An 18,488-nucleotide genomic window follows, 5' to 3' on the forward strand; every position below is an offset into this window, starting at 1 on the left:
CCACAAAATATAGCAGCCTCTTATTAAAATAAAGATATCCTAAGAGGCTGTTATTTCATTAATTATAACCTCTAAATATCCTTTTTATAATATATATCTATATTATACTATTTAGCAGACTATTTCTCTCCTCTTCTATTAACTTCTTATCAAGTCTTTCAAATAATATTGTGATTTCCTCAATCGAAGCTCCATACTCCGGCTTAATTATTTCCCATCTATCATTTTTAACATCTAACCATGCTTTTATTTTTGCTGAAGACTCTGGTAGAAATGGTGCTAGTAAGTTTGATAAATTTTCTATGGAATAGATACAATTATATATAGTGTTACCACAAACCTGCAAATTATCTTTTATAGTAATCCATGGTGCGTTTTCATCAAAGTATTTATTCATTCTTCTTACAAATTCAAAAATTTTCTCAAGTGCAATTTTTAAATTACCTTGTTCAATAAATTTTCCTATAATATCATATAAAATGTCTATTTCTCCTTTTATATTAATATCTATTTCTCCAATAGGAATCTTATTATTAAAATATTTTTTAGCAAAAACTAAAGTCCTATTAACCAAATTTCCATATGCCCCTAATAATTCACCATTGTAACTATTCACAAATTCTCTCCAAGAAAAATCCGCATCTCTTTTTTCTGGTGCATTTATTAAAAAGAAGTATCTTATTGCATCGGAGCTATACCGTTCTATTACATCTGGTATCCATATAGCCCAGTTATTACTTGTTGATATTTTCTTGCCCTCTAGGGTTAAATACTCACTAGATATTATCCTTTCAGGCAACTTATTATATCCGATTCCCTTTATTAAAGCTGGTAAAATTATTGAGTGAAAAGGTATGTTATCTTTACCATGTACATAATATGAAATAGCATTTTCATCCCAAAACTCTTCATAGTTTTTTTTATTTTCAATGGCCCATTTTTTGCTCATCGTTAGGTATCCTAACACTGCATCGATCCATACATAAACCTTTTTATCACTAAACCCTTTTATAGGTATATCTATTCCTAAGGATAAGTCTCTTGATATAGCCCTATCCTGTAATCCTTCATTTAAGTATCTTTCTGTATTATTTACTGCATTAATTCTCCAATTACTTTGATTTTTATCTAAATTTTCTTTTATAGTTGGTTGAAATTTAGATAAAGAGAAATATAGCTGACTTGCATTTTTTACTATCGGCTCATTATCGCAAAGCTTACATCTTCTTTCTGAAAGCTCTAAGGGCTCAAGTAAAGTACCACAATTATCACATTGATCTCCTCTTGCTATTGAATGACACTTTGGACACACCCCTTCAACATATCTATCTGGCAAAAATTGATTACAATACTCGCAGTATATTTGTTCTACTTCTTTTTCGTAAATTAATCCTTTATGGTATAGTAAAATTATAGCTTCTTGTACTTCCTTCTTATGAAATTCATCATCAGTTCTACCATAATAATCATATGAAAAGTTTAATTTTTCAAAACACTCTTTAAATTCTGAATGGTATTTATCAGCTATATCCTTTGGTGATACCCCTTCTTTTTTCGCTCTAATTGATATAGGTGTTCCGTGACAATCACTGCCTGATACATATAACACCTTATCTCCCTTTGCCCTATAATATCTTGCTATTACATCTCCTGGCAGCAATGCTGCTATATGTCCTATATGCAATGAACCATTTGCATATGGCCATGCACCTCCAATTAAAATATTCATTTCATTATTCCTCCTATTTTATATTAATTGTAAACAAAAAAACTCCCGTCCTAAGAAATAAATCTTAGGAACGAGAGTTAAACTTCGCGTTACCATCCTAATTCGCACATCTTTCACAAAATGTACCTCATCAAGTACGTCATAAATCATATGATTATACTTTATCACTATAACGGGTGAACCCGTTGCAGCCTTAATTTTTTATTATAAAAAATCTCGGTGCACCGCTCTGAGGCCATTTTCACTTTAATATCCTTTGCTTCCTCTCACCAATAGAAACTCTCTGTATAAGTATTCTTAAAGCTACTTTCCTCTTCCTTGCATTTAAAAACATTATACTACTAATAATTGTATTGTCAATACAATTCATCCATTTTCAGCAATTTACTTTTTTATTTTTGCTATAGTTATCATTCTTAGTTTCACTGGAATCAATTTTAACATTTTATTTAAAATACCTGGAATTATAACTTCCTTATTTTCCATAAACTTTTTATACGCATATTTAGCAACCTTTTCAGCGGTCATGGCGCCTTTTGGAACCTTTACACCTTCACGATCAAAGAACTCTGTTTTTGTTGCACCAGGACACAGAGTACAAACTTGTACTCCTTTATTCTTCCCTTCATAACGGATTGCCCTGCCATAGCTTAGCACAAAGGCTTTACTGCCGAAATAAGTGCTAGTATATGGCCCAGGTTGGAAAGCACCAGTAGAAGCTACATTTAAAATTTTACCTTTTCCCCTCTTATACATATCAGCAATATACAACTTGCAAAGTTCTACAAGATTAATAACATTCAATACAATCATATTCTCATCCTGTACTAAATCAATTTCATCTGTAGGACCAACAAGCCCTATTCCAGCATTATTTACAAGTATTTCAATATCTCTATTGTCCTCTTTTATGCTATGGTACAATTGTTTTGCCGCCCCTATTTTCCCCAAATCTTGCACATAGGTCAATACAGTTACATTAAATTCTTTTTCTAAGCTTTGTTTAGCCTTTTCCAATCTATCACTACTAGATGATGTGATAATAACATCATAGCCATCTTTTATAAAATTCTTAGCAAGCTCAAACCCTATTCCGCTTGTTCCCCCAGTAATTAGTGCATATTTCATATATAAACCTCCCTTTCTTTTTACTTATTATAATAGAAAGGGACTTAATCGTAATTCACATATGTTAATCGAGAGAAGTATTTTTAAAACCTTTTCTTATTCTACTCAGGGATGCAGCCCTAATGCCTATGTATGATGCAATGTATTTTAGTTCAACTCTTTCATGTATATGCGGATATTGTATACAAAAATCAATATACCGCTCTTCTGCCTTCAACAAAGCTAGGTTTTTGGATCTATTCTCTAGCCTGCCTACTTCCTGAAGATAGTATTTGATAAATAAATTATTTAAGTTTTCATCTTTTCTCATAATTTTATTTATCAACTTATATGGAAGCTTTATACAATCACAGTTCTCCAGACATTCAATTGTAAAGGATGAAGCACCTCCTGTACGTAAGCCTTCAGAAGAAAAGAATTCATTCTCACAGCTAAAGCACTTCGTTATATCATTTCCGTTTTCATCAATATAGTAGCCTCTAACTATACCACGGATTATAAAATATAGGCTTGTAGATTTAGTCCCTTCATGCAAAGCAATTTGCTTCAAATTGAAATCCACAAACGAAGCTTCAGCGTTAATAATGCCTGCAGTATATTCATCTATTTTGATTTCTAGTCCTTCTTCTAAATATTCGCTTACTTTCTTCACTCTAATCAAATCCTTCTATTAATATAAATTCCATTTATCTTTGCAATAATTTTATTCTAAACTATTTCTCTATGCTCTCAGCTTTATAGCAATTTCAAGTCTCCTGTTACTTCATCTATATCCTTATCCCATGCTGGACCTATAGCCAGGCATGTCTTAGTTGGTACCCCTTTAAACATAGTAACACCTGCATCTTCTATCATTAACACTGGCAGCCCTTTTTCCTCTGCTTTATTATATATCTCAATCAATTCCTCTTCAGAATTAACATATAAACACACCTTTTTAAAGCCTTCTTTAAACCAATTATCAATTGCAGTATTATCCTCAACCATTAAGTTTAAATAATATGCCCCAGTTTTTGAGGTATCCTCTTCCTCATTGATTACATTGGATATTTCCATCATTTGAAGTATCATTCCCAAAGATGCATGACTTCCTTGAGCTATCATTTTTCCTTTTGTCATCTGCAAATCTTTTCTCATTACTATAACCTGCTTAGTTCTTCTATCCATAATATTTCACCTATCCTCTTAATGTTTTTTCTTTTGGCTATGTGTTTAAGAATATTGTTGAATTTAACTAGTTATGAAGGAGATGATATATGAGCGGGCTATTAGAATTAAAGAATTTTTATTGAATTATTAACTTGTCTTCTTTATAACTTAATCAACACTTCTATTTTATTATTATATAATTCTGCAATCTCCTTGCCAATAAATATTACCATATAAACCTTAACCAATACTTTAGTATTTATTTCTCCTATTTAATATTATTTTGAATGCAAAAACTCCCGTCCTAAGAAATTAATTTTAGGAACGAGAGTTAAACTTCGTGTTACCATCATAATTCGCACACCTTTAACAATATGTGCAGCTACAAGTATGTCATATAGATTATATAATTATATTTTATCACCAATAAATACTTTCTATATAAGTATTCATGAGCTTTAAGTCAAAATATTAATTACTTCATCTTTAGCGGATTAACTCCTGATGCTACACATCCACCATCGCATAGTATATCAGTTCCAGTTAAGTAGCTGGCCTTATCACTGGCACAAAAAGCCAATAAATTGGCGATTTCTTCTACATCCCCATAGCGCTTTATTGCACAATGTTCTATGAAACCATCAGTATCATCCTTTTCTAGCTCAGCCATTGGTGTCTTAAAAGATCCTGGGGTTATAGAAAGCACACGAACTCCCTTTTGCCCAAACTTTGCAGCATCAGTTTTTGCATACCAAATTACAAAGTTTTTAGAAATACTATATGCCACTCCTGATCTTTGTTTTTTCGGAAAAAGGTTAACCCTTGCCATCATTTTTTTCATAAAAAGCTCTTTATCAATTCTACTATACTTATACCCCTTCATCGGCATAATAAATTTTGGTGTAAGGTATGCTGACATAGATGATACATCTATGATACATGCTCCCTCTTCCATTACTTCATAAAAAGCCTCATTCATGTTGATAGTACCTAGGGCATTAGCTTCCATAATTGTTTTTGCTTCTCCCATATGAGGTGACATACCAGCAGCATGTATAACAGAGGAAATAATCCCAACCTCTTTAGCATGTGCTGCCAATTTGTCCACAGAAGTGCGGTCTGAAATATCACATGCAAATGCTTCTGCTTCAATTCCCTCAGCTTCTAATTCCTTTAATGCATTTTCAAGTTTTTTAACCGTTCTTCCTACAATAATAATGTAATTATCTTTTCCTAATATTTTAGCGACAGCAAGACCCATTCCACTTCCGCCACCAGTTATTACACATACTTTTTTCATTTAATACTCCTACCTATCTTTCTCTATCAGCTCTTGCAATCTCGTACTGGATTTACTAATTTTTTTAACTACTCCATAAATGTCTTCTATATTTGAATTCTGCTCTTCTGTAGTAGCAAGCATTTCTTCCGTTGCTGCAGAATGTTCCTCAGATATCATTGCAATATTTTCTGATTGTTGTCTTATTTGTTTAAGTATTGAGCCTATATTCTCTGTCATCTTTAATTCATCAGATATATATTCATCAATATTTTTGAAGGATAATTTTATTTTCTCAAAGCCTTCATTTACATCATTTGTTAACGCTTGTCCTTCTTTTACCGCAATACTTCCATTATTCACTTTTTCAAGTACCAATAAGGTTTTGCCCTTTATTTCATTGATAATCTTATCTATCTGTTTAACAGTGCTTGAACTTTGTTCAGCAAGCTTTTTAACTTCGCCTGCAACAACAGCAAAACCTTTTCCAGATTCACCTGCTCTTGCTGCTTCAATGGCTGCGTTTAAGGCTAATAAATTGGTCTGTGCAGAAATGCCAACAATACTTGAAAGAAAATTATTTATATCATCCATGCTGTTATGTAGCTCCTGAACAGTTCTTACGGCTTCGCCTACTGCAAGGTTTATAATTCCCATATGCTTATCCATATTATTTATTTTATTTGAACCTTCAAAAACTATTTTAATGGTTTCAGCTGAAGTTCCAGCAAGATAATTGGATAGATTATTAATTTCAGACATCTTTTCATCAGCTTCATTGATTATTTGACCAATATGATTAATGCTTTCGGATTGCTCCACAACGCCATTTGTTATTTCCTTCACCGTAACGGCCATAGAATCACTTATCTTCTTTACTATGCCTACGCTCTCATTACAACTAAGTATGTCTTCATTTAATAAAACGGTACTATCATGAACTACTTTTACAGCATCGTCCAATGAATTTAAAAGTTCTTTAGCCTCATTTTCCTTTTCAGTAGCATTCTCTACTAAATCTTTTCCCCATTTGCATAAATAGAACAGAATTATAGCAACAACCCCAATACAAGCCAAAGTAACAATAAAAATCCACTCCTCAAAACTTTTACTTATTAATTGAGTAATTACTATTACTACATTATAAACGGTACCGCAAATCAGTAGATAGGCTTTATTTAAGTATAATGCCGATACACAAAGCCCTATCATTGATAGCATCCCTGCTATATATTGGTTTGAAATAGTAAATAATGTTGGAAAAATATAACTTATTATTATAATTAACCCTGTGGCGCTCGGAAAAACCTTTTTATATACGAAGATTGAGGATGTAAAAACTCCTATAACACTAATCACAAGTCTCATTACACCTATAGCTGTCGTTTCTCTCATAACGCCATATGCAGAGCCTATTAAAAAAATCCAAAGTATTGTTACAATTACTTTATTGACCTTAATAGTATGGTTTAGCATATTATTATTTTTCATTGGTACTTCCCCCTCGTATTTGAAGCCAACAAGTTTAAAATCCAGACTTATTAATATTTCCTAAAACCGCAAGGCTTTCTTTAGGATATCGAGTTTGAGTTGTTCTATCAACAGCTATAAGACCGAACCTTGGTTTATAGCCCAATTGCCATTCAAAGTTATCAAGCAACGACCAGTGCATATATCCTATAACATCAATGCCTTCTTCAATACAATCGTACATGCCTGCTATTGCTCCTTCTATTAGTTCTACTCTATCCTTATCATTGCTTGTTGCTATTCCATGTTCAGTTACAATAATGGACTTTTTCCAATGTTTTGCTACAAATCTAAGCACTCCTGCTAAGGATAAAGGATAAAATTCATTGCCCACTTCTGTTAATCTTGTATTTTCATCTGGTTCAATCTTACCATTTGGTCCAAAAACCTTACGAGTGTAATTTTGAACTCCAAAGAAATCATCCTTTTCAATATATGGAAGATAATGAAGAAAATCCTCATTCCATAGTGCTTCTACATACTCTTCTCCACCAGGTAGTGCCTGATAGTCATAAAGTGACATAGTTAAGCCTACCTTTATATCAGGATTTATTTCCTTTATGATTTCCCTTGCTTTCTCATGGCACTTCATAATGATCAAATCACCGTGCTCAGTTCTAGGATCATGAAAAGTGTGTAAATTTCTTGGATCTATACCAAAGGCCTCTCCAGCAGCTCTGTAGTATTTCTCCATTGAGCTTTTACTATCAACGTTAATGCCGACCTGAACATCTGCGTTTGCTGATTGGGCCTTAGCTGCCTTTTCCATCTTAGCTTGATACTCTTTCATAATTCTTGCTATTTGTACTCCCATATTTGCTTCATTAATGGTGCAAATATATTGTATCAACTCACCTAGCTCTGAAATAACATATTTACAGTACTTCCCAAAGTATTCAACAGTAGTTTCACTTTCCCATCCACCTTCAGTAATCAGCCATTTTGGTGATGAAAAATGGTGCAGAGTTACAATTGGTGTTACTCCATTCTCATGACAGAAATTTATCATATCTCTATAATGTTCAATCTCATTCTTATCAAAATTACCTTTTGATGGCTCGATTCTTGCCCATTCTAGTGAAAATCTGTATGCGTTTAAGCCTGCATCTGCAAGAATCTTAATATCCTCTCTGTATCTATTATAATGATCAACGGCATCGAGAGATTTTTCCTTGTATAGTGATCCAGGTATATTTTCAAGTACCCAGAAGTCACTATTTGTATTATTTCCCTCTACTTGATGAGCCGCAGTAGCCGCCCCAAACATAAAATTACTATTAAACTTTTTCATAACCAATTCCTCCATAAATGTTTTGTCGATAATTTATTATTTGTTCTTAATATAAGCTTACTTTTGAAATTATGGACTCACTAAGATATTTTATATTCCTTGAATTCATCTATATTAACATATTACACTAAAACCTTTTCATCTTCTCGTATTATTTTGCTCTAAATAGTAATTCTTGTACCATCTAAATTTTTTGCGCATCTGTTTTTTCTAATATGCAAGAGAAAAATCCAAAAATTTTAGCTTTAAAAATAAGACTGCTGCGCAATTATCAATCTATTCAAATTGTGCAGCAGCCAGTTCTATATTAAAATATCCGAGCTTTTCATATTAATCTATTTGCAATGTACACTCATAGTAATAAGTACCTGCTATCACTTCATGCACAAATCCATCAGGTAATATGATTTCTGCTTCCACAGGTGTTTCTACTGTAAATCTCACAGTCCTTTCCTTACTTTCCGCTTCCTTATTTTCAAAAGAAGGCGAATCAAATTCCCAAGAAACCTTTATTAATCCCACTCTAGATTCATAAGATCCAGAAACACTTCCTAAACGTTCATCCACTTTTGGACATATAAGCACTTTTTTATATCCTGGAAGTAATGGCTTTATACCAAGAATGTATTGATAATAAAATTCTCCTACACTTCCAAAGGCATAATGATTAAAGGACACCATATTATCAGAACTCATTTTTTCTTCATTTACTTTCCCATCTGGCATAAGAGCATCCCATCGTTCCCAGGTAGTAGTAGCCCCACATTTGATTTGATACATCCAGCCCGGACAACCTTCCTGAAGCAATAGGTCATAAGCAAGTCTACTCTCTCCTGCTTCTGCTAATAACGGCAGGATATGTTCAGTACCAAAGAAACCTGTCTGCATTCCGTTAATACCAATGTGTTCTATCAACTGTGATAAAACTTTTTTTCTCAAGTCTCCCTCTTGAAGTACAAACTTTAAGGCCATTATATAGGCTCCCTGATAATCGTCAGTCATCTTTCCATTTTCTAATATAAAGGCCTTAATATATGCATTTCGAGTTTTTTCTAGCTGGATGCTATATCTTTCTTCATCTTCTATTTTTCCAAGACGCTTTGCAGTGTCTGATAGCACTTTTAAATCATGTACGATAAATGAATTAGAAACTGGATTGTTATGCATTGCCATCCACTTTACGTCTTTTCCAAGCATGAGCCAGTCACCTAAGCTCGCACCAAGCCATAAGTTGGCATCACCCATTTTTCTGATCTCTGCCTCTACAAAAAGCTTCATGCTCTCATATTGGTCTATGAGATATTTTTCTTCCCCATATTGCCAATAAAGCATTTCTGGCAGTATAGTTACGGCATTTCCCCAACCAAGCATATTAAGAAATCCAATTCCTCCCGGACCATTTGCCGGAATTGTGGAACCTATATAACCTTCAGTGTTATCCATCTGACTATAACGTATATCTTTAAGGAACTTCTTCCAAAATTTTTCGGTGTCAAAATTATAACTTCCAGTGAGAGCAAATACATGGCCATCCCCAGTATATCCCATACGTTCATCACGTTGTGGGCAATCCGTTGGTACTTCAATATAGTTGGATTTCTGTCCCCAAATTTGGTTTTCGTATAATTGCTGCACCATTTCATTCGTGCATGAAAATTCTCCAGTACGCTTCATATCACTATAAAGAGCATATGCTGTAATCATTCCGTCTACATATTCCGTACCAGAAACCTCTATGTAGCGGAAGCCCATATAAGTAAATTTAGGACGGTATTTTTCTGTTTCTGCTTCTTTATGATAAATTATCTCTGCTTTTGCTTTTCTTAAGTTTTCTGTATACAGTCTACCATCTGTATTTAATATTTCTCCATGACGTAACTTTATAGTATCTCCTTGTATCTTTGATGGATCAATTTCCACCACACCTGCAAAATTCTGTCCAAAATCTAAAATTATCACATCGCCTTGCTTAGTTACTTTCTTTACAGGCATCTCTTCTTGAATTTTTACAGTAAGAATTGTTTCTTCTATTACCTCTGGGATTTTCCCTTCATATTTTATAGGAGCTCCAATTGCCTTTTCTATCCTCTTCAGATTTCTAGATCCATAATAAATTTCCCCATCATAAAACCCTGCGTACTCATATGGAGACTCTACCTCAACAACTTGCTCTTCATTGGAGGTATATATTGATACACTTCCATCCTCCAGCTCTATCTGAAGTATCCATGACACTGCAGCTTGTTCGCCATAAATCTGTACCTTATTATCAAAGGTAAACCTACCACAATACCAACCCTGTCCTAAATATACACGTAGTTGATTTTCACCTTGTGCCAACAAATCTGTCACATCATACGTCTGATACTGCAAATCTCTGTGGTAATAGGTAAAACCAGGCGCAAATATCTGATCCCCTACTTTTTTACCATTTATCTGAGCCTCATAGATACCAAGTGCAGTAATGTGTAAGGTTGCTTTTTTTATATTTTCTCCATGTATCAGCTGTCTGAAAACACTGACAGCACCTTCTTTATATCCCTTTGTGGATGAAATAAAATGTCCTCTTAATTCCTTCATATTTACCTCCTGGTATTCTCTTTTTGCACATAAGTCCTATTCACCTCTGTACATCCTACACATGTTTATTTAAAAAATCCGCACTAACCTGAAAGGATTTTACAGGTGATTTATCTATCCAATTTTTGTGGCTTTCAAGAATAATAGCTTTTACACCGCATTTCTTAGCCGTTTCAATCATGGCCGTAAGATTCATGTTCCCATATCCTAGCTCCATACTGTCGGACTTTAAAATGGAACCTGTCTTTCCAGTTACTCTAGTTCCTCTATCATTAATGTGATAAAGTTTCATTCTCTCTCCAAGAGTTTCCATTAAACCCAGAGCATCTACTCCTGCTTCGGTAGCCCAGTAAGAATCAAACTCAAAGTTCACATACTGTGGATCTGTATTTTCCATAATCAATTCAAAAGCAGTTTTTCCCGGTTCTATCTTACGGAATTCACAATTATGATTATGGTAGAGAAAATGTATTCCACCTTCTTTAAGCATTTTCCCTGCACGGTTTAATTTATCTATGAGTTCTAAAACTGCTTTTTTATCTGAATAGTCGAAATGATGCATTCCTGTTACTACAACATACTCTGTACCAAAAGCTTTTGCTTCATCTATAATTTCCTGCGTCCTGTTTAAAATACTTCCTAAGTCCTCATGAACACTGACAACTTTTAAATTTGATTCTGCCATTAACTTTTTCCAGTGAAGATTTCCACTTCGCCCCATAGGCATTCCTGCCATTCTAGTAAGCATACGGACAACCATTGGCATCTTCTTTATCATGAAGCCATTCAGTTCTATACCGTTATATCCTGCTTTCTCTACTAGTTGCAGGGTCTCACGAGCTTTTTTCTCCGTTCCTAAAACTGTACGAAGCTGAAATTGTTGTATCGCCTTTATGGTCATACTTTCCGACTCTCCATTCTATTTTTATAATTTTCTATGGCAAAAGCTGCACTGTCCAGCCTTCTGTGATACCTGATTCGTTAAAGGCATCCACTCTTACATAATATTTTTGTCCTTTTACTAGGGCACCTACTCGTTTTTCTGTACCAAAAGTCATATAATTATGATAAAGCTTTTCAGGTTCGTGTCCCCATAAAATATTGTATCCTACTGCACCACTATCCTTAATGGTCACATCCATATCAATATCACTTACTCTTACTGCACTAAACTCAGGTGCTGCAGGCTTATCACTACTACCAATACCAAAAACTCTAAGCCCAGAAATACAAGGTTTCTGATCATAAGGAATCTCAAGGATTGTAAGTTTTAGAAAACGCAGCTTTCTACCGTCCTCTTTCACCACCAAATCATGAGGTAAATTTGTATGAACTTGTGACTTATCCTCTAATACAAAATACTCTTTTCCATCTAAGGAGCCTTCCAAAATCCAGCGAGTTACTTGATCTGCCTCCTCAATATATCTAGCTTGGGTAGTTCCACGAATCTCACCTGGAACTGGAATCTCTATCTTATCATCTGCAAAGTTAATCTGAACAGCACGTACATCATACTCTTTCCCTAAATCCATCTGCAACCATTGTCCTTTTTTTGTACAAGCAGCTCTCCACCAAGTCTGAACATTTTCATCTGCAGCCTTTTCTGGCTCTTTTCCTACTTCATAAGAAGATGCTGTCATTGCTTTGTTATAGCTTAACAGATACCACTCCGGATTTCTCCAAGGATCCATCTGTCCATGTTCCATACTCAAAGGCCAATCACCATATCTTTGATTACAGAACAGTTCGCCATCAGTGTCAAAACCAGCTGGCCAAATTCCTACCCTACGTTCAAATTGATGATTCACACTTATTCGCATAGTAGATGAATGCCACAAATTCTCATAGCGATCTCTCATAGTAGAACCATGCCCAGCTCCAGGTATAAAGCCACCTGGCTTATAAGAATAAGGATTGTTCTTTGCCAAGGTAAAAGGTCCAAGTGGATTATCTGATACATATACTCCATCTGCATAGACATTGTACTGCGCACCGTTGCAGGCATACTGCAGATAGTACTTTCCTTGATATTTATCCATCCAAGCTCCTTCAATATATGGAGCATTGCTCAAGAAACCTTTTAATAATGGTAGCAGTTCAGGTGAAAGAGTATCTTCATTAATTCCCTTGGACTTTAAAAATCCTTGAAAACGGATTTCTAATTCTTCTCCACATACCGGCATGATAGTATTATCTTCTCCTATACGTTCATAGCCTTTTGTATAAACATCTCCGAAAATCAAACCTTTTTTATCACCAATAGGTTTTAAGCTAACTGGGTCCAGTTCCACACCCCAAAGAGGTGTTGTATTTGTACACCCCCAATAAAAGTAAACTCTTCCATCGTCATCTAAAAACATATTAGGATCCCAGAAGCTAAAAGTTCCTGGGATTTCCTCATATGGTCCATTCAGAATATCCTTTGTGCGGTAGAAATTACAGTTTTCCTCTCTTTTAGAAGCACAGAAATATACGTAATCTCCTATAACTCTAGCATCTGGTGCATAATCATAGAGCGGTAAATTATCTGGAAGCTTGCTATTTTCCCAATGTACCATATCTTCCGACACCCATACTCCTAATGTCATTGAAGCAAAAATATAATATTTTCCCTTATAGAAAATCATGGATGGGTCAGCAGCCTCTCTAGCTACCTCTATAACTCCATAACTCTGCATACTCTTATTAAACTGATAACGATAATCTATATTTAAAGGATTACAAAAGTATTGTTTCATCAATCCATCACCTCTTTTAATTATTAAAAACAATTTTATGCACTACTTATTTAATATTTCTGGATGCTTCCACATGGTTACATTTTTAGCTCCTGCTGATAACCCTCCATCTACTGGAATTACTGCTCCATTAACATATCTAGCCATATCAGATGCAAGGAACAAGGCCAAGTATGCACATTCTTCTGCCTTTCCCATTCTTCCACTTGGACAATCGTTTATAAAGTACTGCTTTGCCTGTTCTGGTGCTCCATCGAAAATAGGTGTTTCAGTATAGCCAGGACAAATTGCATTTACAGTTACATTGTATGGTGCATAATCAAGAGCAGCAGATTGAGTAAGTCCAACAACTCCAAACTTAGTTGCTGTATATAAAGCCTGTCCACGTTGTGGCATAATTCCTGCAATAGATGCAACATTTATAATAAATCCACCTTCTGCCTTACTTTTAAAGATTGCCTCTGAAGCGTATTTTACCCCTGCAAATACACCTTTTAAATTAAGGTTAAATATCTTATCACAATCTTCTAGAGAATATTCATGCAGTGGATTGCCACCCATTCCTATTCCGGCATCATTTACAATACCATCTAATCGTCCATAATGCTCTACAGTAAAGTCTACAAGAGCCTTTATATCTTCTGGTTTACTACAATCAGTACGGAAAAATACTGCCTCGCCTCCATCTTTTCTTATGGATTCTACTACTTCATTTCCACGGATAGGATCTCTATTTGCACAAACTACTTTCATTCCATGTTCTGCATAACATCTGGCAATTGCTTCACCAATGCCTTTACTTGCTCCTGTTACAATTGCTACTTTCCCATTTACACTACTAAAATCTAACATTTTACTGCCTCCATTTATTTTTAATTTTTCTCATAATCAAACCAATCATTTAGATGTGAATGTATATTTTGTTATTAATCTTTCATTTTAATAGTACACTAAAACATTTTTAAGCTCTCGTATTCTTTTGCCTTAAATCGTAATTTTCTCACTATAGATAACATCAATTTTTTATCTCTTTCTCATGAAATGTTAGAAAAAGAGTATCATACACAGCTATTATCACTATGTACGATACTCACAAGTTTTTACGGCTTAAATAACTAAATCATTCTAGATTTCTACATTTGCTTCAGCAATTTTTCTACGTTCTGCAAGTTCCTTTGTAATTTGAGCCTGCTTATCTTCTGTAAGATCAAACTTTATTACCACTAAAGTTAATAACATTATGATTGCAGGTACAATACTCATTAATATCTTTATACCAGTAATTGTTGAACTGCTTTGCTGCGCTGCTCCACTTACATATCCAATAACTGAAAGAGCTATAGCAGCTATTGATCCAGAGATAGCAGTAGAAAAGGTTTGCAAAAATCCCTGAAGAGAACCCATAAATCCATTTATATTTTTACCGGTTTTCCATTCAGTATAATCCATTGCAGCTGGCATCATTGTACCTGCGGCTGGAGTTGAAATTCCAGTAAATAATCCTGCAACTACATATAGTACTATGAATGTTATCAAACCAACCTTAGTTGGTGGAACTGCTATAAGTGCAAAGGTGGTCACTACAGAGATAATAGACCCCATAACCAGGTTGTTTTTAATTCCAATACGCTTAGTAACAGGTCCACTAAATGCTACCCCAATCAAAGTTGGTACCATACTAACAAGTCCAATGATAGCTACTAAACCTTCGTTATGAAAGTAGTACTTATAATAATAAATAGAAAGAGTTGACTTAAAACCATTGGATAAATTTATTCCAAGTATATATCCGTATACTATAAGAGCGGTTTTATTTGAAAGCAAAGCAGAAAGCATTTCTTTAAGAGAAAATGACTTTTCATCTTTTTTAGATTGTACAGTATATCTTTCTTTTATTTTAAACGCCTGAAATAATCCGATTAATATAGTAATGATTGCAACTGTTCCCATAATTATAGAGAAACCTTTAGCACCATTACCTCCACCTAATATTTTATATAGAGGCTGTACAGCAACACTTGCAACCATAGCCGCTATCATCATTAAAAAATAGCTGATTTGATTCATTGACATTCTGTCATCAATTCTTTTTGTAACTACAGGTACTATAGCCATTTGTGGAGCAATCTCAAGTGTTTTAAATGTGCTATAAAGAAAATAAGTAATGGTGGCATATATTAACTTTGCATTGCCACTTAAACCAAAATCCGTAAAGGTAAGCCAGCCAAAAACAGCAGCAAATATAGCAACCCCTATAAACCAAGGCTTATATTTACCCCAAGGTGTTTCCATTTTATCTATAAAAATTCCGAATGCTGGCGCTGCAATGGCGTCAAAAATACGAATAAACAAAAATAATCCTGCTGCATATGCTGCACTGATCCCCATCATATCTGTATAGAAGAAAAGAAGAAACATTTGAATAACCTGTGAGTGAAAAGTACCGAGTGTTCCAGGAATAACAACGGCCACCTTCTCACCAAACTTAAGTTTCTTATCATTTCCGTCAACGTTTACACTATCTACAACTGATGTTGTACTCATAATATTTTCCCCCTCTATTTGTTAAATGTTATGTTCAAATAATACATTAAATCGTTTTCTTTTTCTCGTAATTTCTTGCCTAGAATAGCAAAATACGGATTACCTATTATTTTTTCTATTCTAGCCCTTATAAGTGCTAGATACAGATGGTTTCCTTAAACTATTTATCTCGAAGAAAAGAGGCTTTCATAGTTCTAGAGCCTCTTTTCAACTATCTAGGATTTTTTAATTTTACTTAAGTCTCTATTAAGTATATACATCATTTTTTCATTATAAATTTCCTTTGCCAAGGTAGAGATTTTATCGATTGTCATTCCCATAGTCATAGCAAAAGAAGGATGTTCATCAAGTTTTCCCAGATACTTTCTAAGCACAGCTTTAGCTTCTTCATTTTTAATAAGTTCTCCAAAAGTGCAGCTAGTTGAGTACACATCGTCAGAAATCTCAATTGCTTCTATTTCCACATCACTAAGATCTGGCATCTGGAACCAATTCTCTGCTGATTTTCCCTTGTCCCCTACTGGAGCTTCATAGCTTTTATTATTCTCATTTACCTTGTTAAAAATTGCAGAGTCTTCTAAAACAATACCACTAGAATCACCTACAACTTTTACAGAATTTATACCATCATTTAGAGCAACATTTTCAAAAATAAAGACTTTATCACAATTAGTTTTTGTTTCTTGTTCTTTTCCGTTTATATAAATGGTTAACGAATCACAGTTGGAATAAACCTTAAGGTTTATTTTATCTTCAGCTCTGTCTACAAACCTTTTACTTGTTATATGAACAAATTTCTCATCACTCCAATGAGCCTTGTACATATAGAATGCATCCTTCTTAATCTTTCTGTCGTAGGTTACAAGACCTTTATTGTTTCTTCCCTTTACTCCACCTTCGTCTCTTATATTTGCACCAAAATCAAACATATTCCAAACATAGGTTGCCCAAAGGAAAGGTCTATCTTTAAAAATACTCCAAACCTTTTCATGCAGTAAAGAATGGTATTCTTCTGTATAATCCTTTACTTCAGGATTACTGCTGTGATACTGCACAATCCCTTCAGCACCATACTCAGATATGCATAAAGCTACGTTAGGATTAATCTTGTGGTAGTTATCAATCCACTCTGAAAAATCTTCTGCTTTACCGCTATACCATCCAAAATATTGATTATATCCTAATATATCAGTAATATAGTTAAACTCATCATTTTCACCAACAAAGGCAACATTGGCCATGGTAGATAATCTTGTTGGATCTTCTTTTTTAGTAAGCTCATTAAGTTCCTTTACAAGCTTCCTTACCTCTGGCCTTTCACCACCAATTTGTATTTCATTCTGTATTCCCCAAAACATAATTGATGGATGATTGAAGTTCTGTCTAATCAATTCTATCATCTGCTGTTTTGCGTTTATACCCTCTAGCTCTTCCTTTGACATAGTTGATATAAATGGTATTTCTGCCCATACTACCATACCTTCTCTATCACACAAGTCGTAGAAAAATTGGCTATGTTGATAATGAGCAAGCCTTATTGAAGTAGCTCCAATTTCCTTAATCAGTTCCATATCTTCTATTTGATCCGCTTCTGTTATTGCCCAGCCCATATCTTTTCTATCCTGATGTCTTGAAACCCCTTTTAAGGCAAGATGTTCACCATTTAAAAAGAAGCCTTTTTCAGCATCAACCTTAAAGTATCTCACTCCAAAAGGAATTGATACCTCGTCAACTCTGTCATTATAACTTGTCATAGAAACTTTGGCCTCATATAAATAAGGATTTTTTCTTCCATTCCAAAGTATTGCCTTTTCTATTATAACAGGCATGTCAACTTTCTTTGTTTCACCAGCAGGTATTATAACTTCTTTTGCTGCATAAGTTACGATTTTACCTTCCGAATCACAAATATCTACCCAAAGTCTTACTTTCTTCTCTTCATCGTTTGAATTTACTAACTTTGACTTTATAACGAGTGAAGCTCTCTCTTTCGTTACGTCTTGTTGAACAATATATATCCCTTTTGAACCATAATCCATAAGATCGAAATGAACGTTATTTGTAATTATGATATTTACATCTCTATAAATTCCTCCATAGAAGGTGAAATCCGCCATCTGAGGATATACATCGTCTACTACTGTGTTGTCCACCTTCACAGCCAATATGTTTCTACCTCCGTATTCCACAGCGTCAGTTATATCAAATCTGAAGGTAGAATATCCACCTCTGTGTTGCCCTAAATGCTTACCATTTACATAAACATCAGTAATACTGTTAGAACCTTCAAACTCTATAAAAACTTTATTTCCTTCAGACAATGCGTCAACAGAAAACTCTTTTCTATACCAACATGTCCCCTTATAAAAATCACATCCATTTGCACCATCTATTGCATTCCAGGTATGAGGCAAATTTACAGGTTCCCAGTTTTCATCATTGTATTCCTTATTCATTAACTGCTCATTGTGCTGTTTTATAAACTTCCAATTATCGTTAATATTAATAACTCTTCTCATA

Annotated in this window: 13 protein-coding genes and 1 other annotated feature; all 13 genes read right to left on the bottom strand. The window is 34.3% G+C overall.

The genetic code is table 11. The annotated features are described in order from the left end of the window. Window positions 1–97: 97 nt before the first annotated feature. Window positions 98–1,729, bottom strand: a complete 1,632-nt coding sequence (metG, locus tag J3477_RS18155) for a methionine--tRNA ligase (RefSeq protein WP_206871357.1) — start codon at window positions 1,727–1,729, stop codon at window positions 98–100. Window positions 1,730–1,792: 63 nt separating this feature from the next. Continuing rightward, window positions 1,793–2,057 (bottom strand) — a binding site (T-box leader). 56 nt (window positions 2,058–2,113) lie between these two features. Next, window positions 2,114–2,857 (bottom strand): SDR family NAD(P)-dependent oxidoreductase, encoded by a 744-nt coding sequence (locus tag J3477_RS18160; protein ID WP_206871358.1) that lies wholly within the window; start codon window positions 2,855–2,857, stop codon window positions 2,114–2,116. A 64-nt stretch (window positions 2,858–2,921) separates the two neighbouring features. Further along, entirely contained in the window at window positions 2,922–3,509 is a 588-nt protein-coding gene (locus J3477_RS18165; protein ID WP_206871359.1) for a Crp/Fnr family transcriptional regulator, read from the bottom strand. An 83-nt stretch (window positions 3,510–3,592) separates the two neighbouring features. Continuing rightward, window positions 3,593–4,024 (bottom strand): aminoacyl-tRNA hydrolase, encoded by a 432-nt coding sequence (gene pth2, locus J3477_RS18170; protein ID WP_206871360.1) that lies wholly within the window; start codon window positions 4,022–4,024, stop codon window positions 3,593–3,595. A 457-nt stretch (window positions 4,025–4,481) separates the two neighbouring features. Continuing rightward, window positions 4,482–5,306: an SDR family NAD(P)-dependent oxidoreductase gene (locus J3477_RS18175; RefSeq protein WP_206871361.1), complete on the bottom strand. Its 825-nt coding sequence runs from the start codon at window positions 5,304–5,306 to the stop codon at window positions 4,482–4,484. 9 nt (window positions 5,307–5,315) lie between these two features. Next, complete coding sequence (locus J3477_RS18180; protein WP_206871362.1) at window positions 5,316–6,776, bottom strand: methyl-accepting chemotaxis protein; 1,461 nt, start codon at window positions 6,774–6,776, stop codon at window positions 5,316–5,318. A gap of 34 nt (window positions 6,777–6,810) precedes the next feature. Then, entirely contained in the window at window positions 6,811–8,106 is a 1,296-nt protein-coding gene (locus tag J3477_RS18185; RefSeq protein WP_206871363.1) for a glycoside hydrolase family 1 protein, read from the bottom strand. 330 nt (window positions 8,107–8,436) lie between these two features. Beyond that, a complete protein-coding gene (locus J3477_RS18190) occupies window positions 8,437–10,686 on the bottom strand; it encodes an alpha-L-rhamnosidase (protein ID WP_206871364.1) in 2,250 nt (749 codons plus the stop codon). A gap of 55 nt (window positions 10,687–10,741) precedes the next feature. After that, window positions 10,742–11,587, bottom strand: coding sequence for a sugar phosphate isomerase/epimerase family protein (locus J3477_RS18195; protein WP_206871365.1), 846 nt, complete (start codon window positions 11,585–11,587; stop codon window positions 10,742–10,744). Between the two features lie 34 nt (window positions 11,588–11,621). Beyond that, complete coding sequence (locus J3477_RS18200; RefSeq protein WP_206871366.1) at window positions 11,622–13,424, bottom strand: family 43 glycosylhydrolase; 1,803 nt, start codon at window positions 13,422–13,424, stop codon at window positions 11,622–11,624. 42 nt (window positions 13,425–13,466) lie between these two features. Then, window positions 13,467–14,276, bottom strand: a complete 810-nt coding sequence (locus J3477_RS18205) for an SDR family NAD(P)-dependent oxidoreductase (protein ID WP_206871367.1) — start codon at window positions 14,274–14,276, stop codon at window positions 13,467–13,469. Window positions 14,277–14,549: 273 nt separating this feature from the next. After that, complete coding sequence (locus J3477_RS18210; RefSeq protein WP_206871368.1) at window positions 14,550–15,968, bottom strand: MFS transporter; 1,419 nt, start codon at window positions 15,966–15,968, stop codon at window positions 14,550–14,552. 215 nt (window positions 15,969–16,183) lie between these two features. Then, window positions 16,184–18,487: a glycoside hydrolase family 2 protein gene (locus J3477_RS18215; RefSeq protein WP_206871369.1), complete on the bottom strand. Its 2,304-nt coding sequence runs from the start codon at window positions 18,485–18,487 to the stop codon at window positions 16,184–16,186. Window position 18,488 lies beyond the last annotated feature (1 nt).

Source organism: Clostridium zeae (assembly GCF_017312485.1).
Classification (GTDB): Bacteria; Bacillota; Clostridia; order Clostridiales; family Clostridiaceae; genus Clostridium_AR; species Clostridium_AR zeae.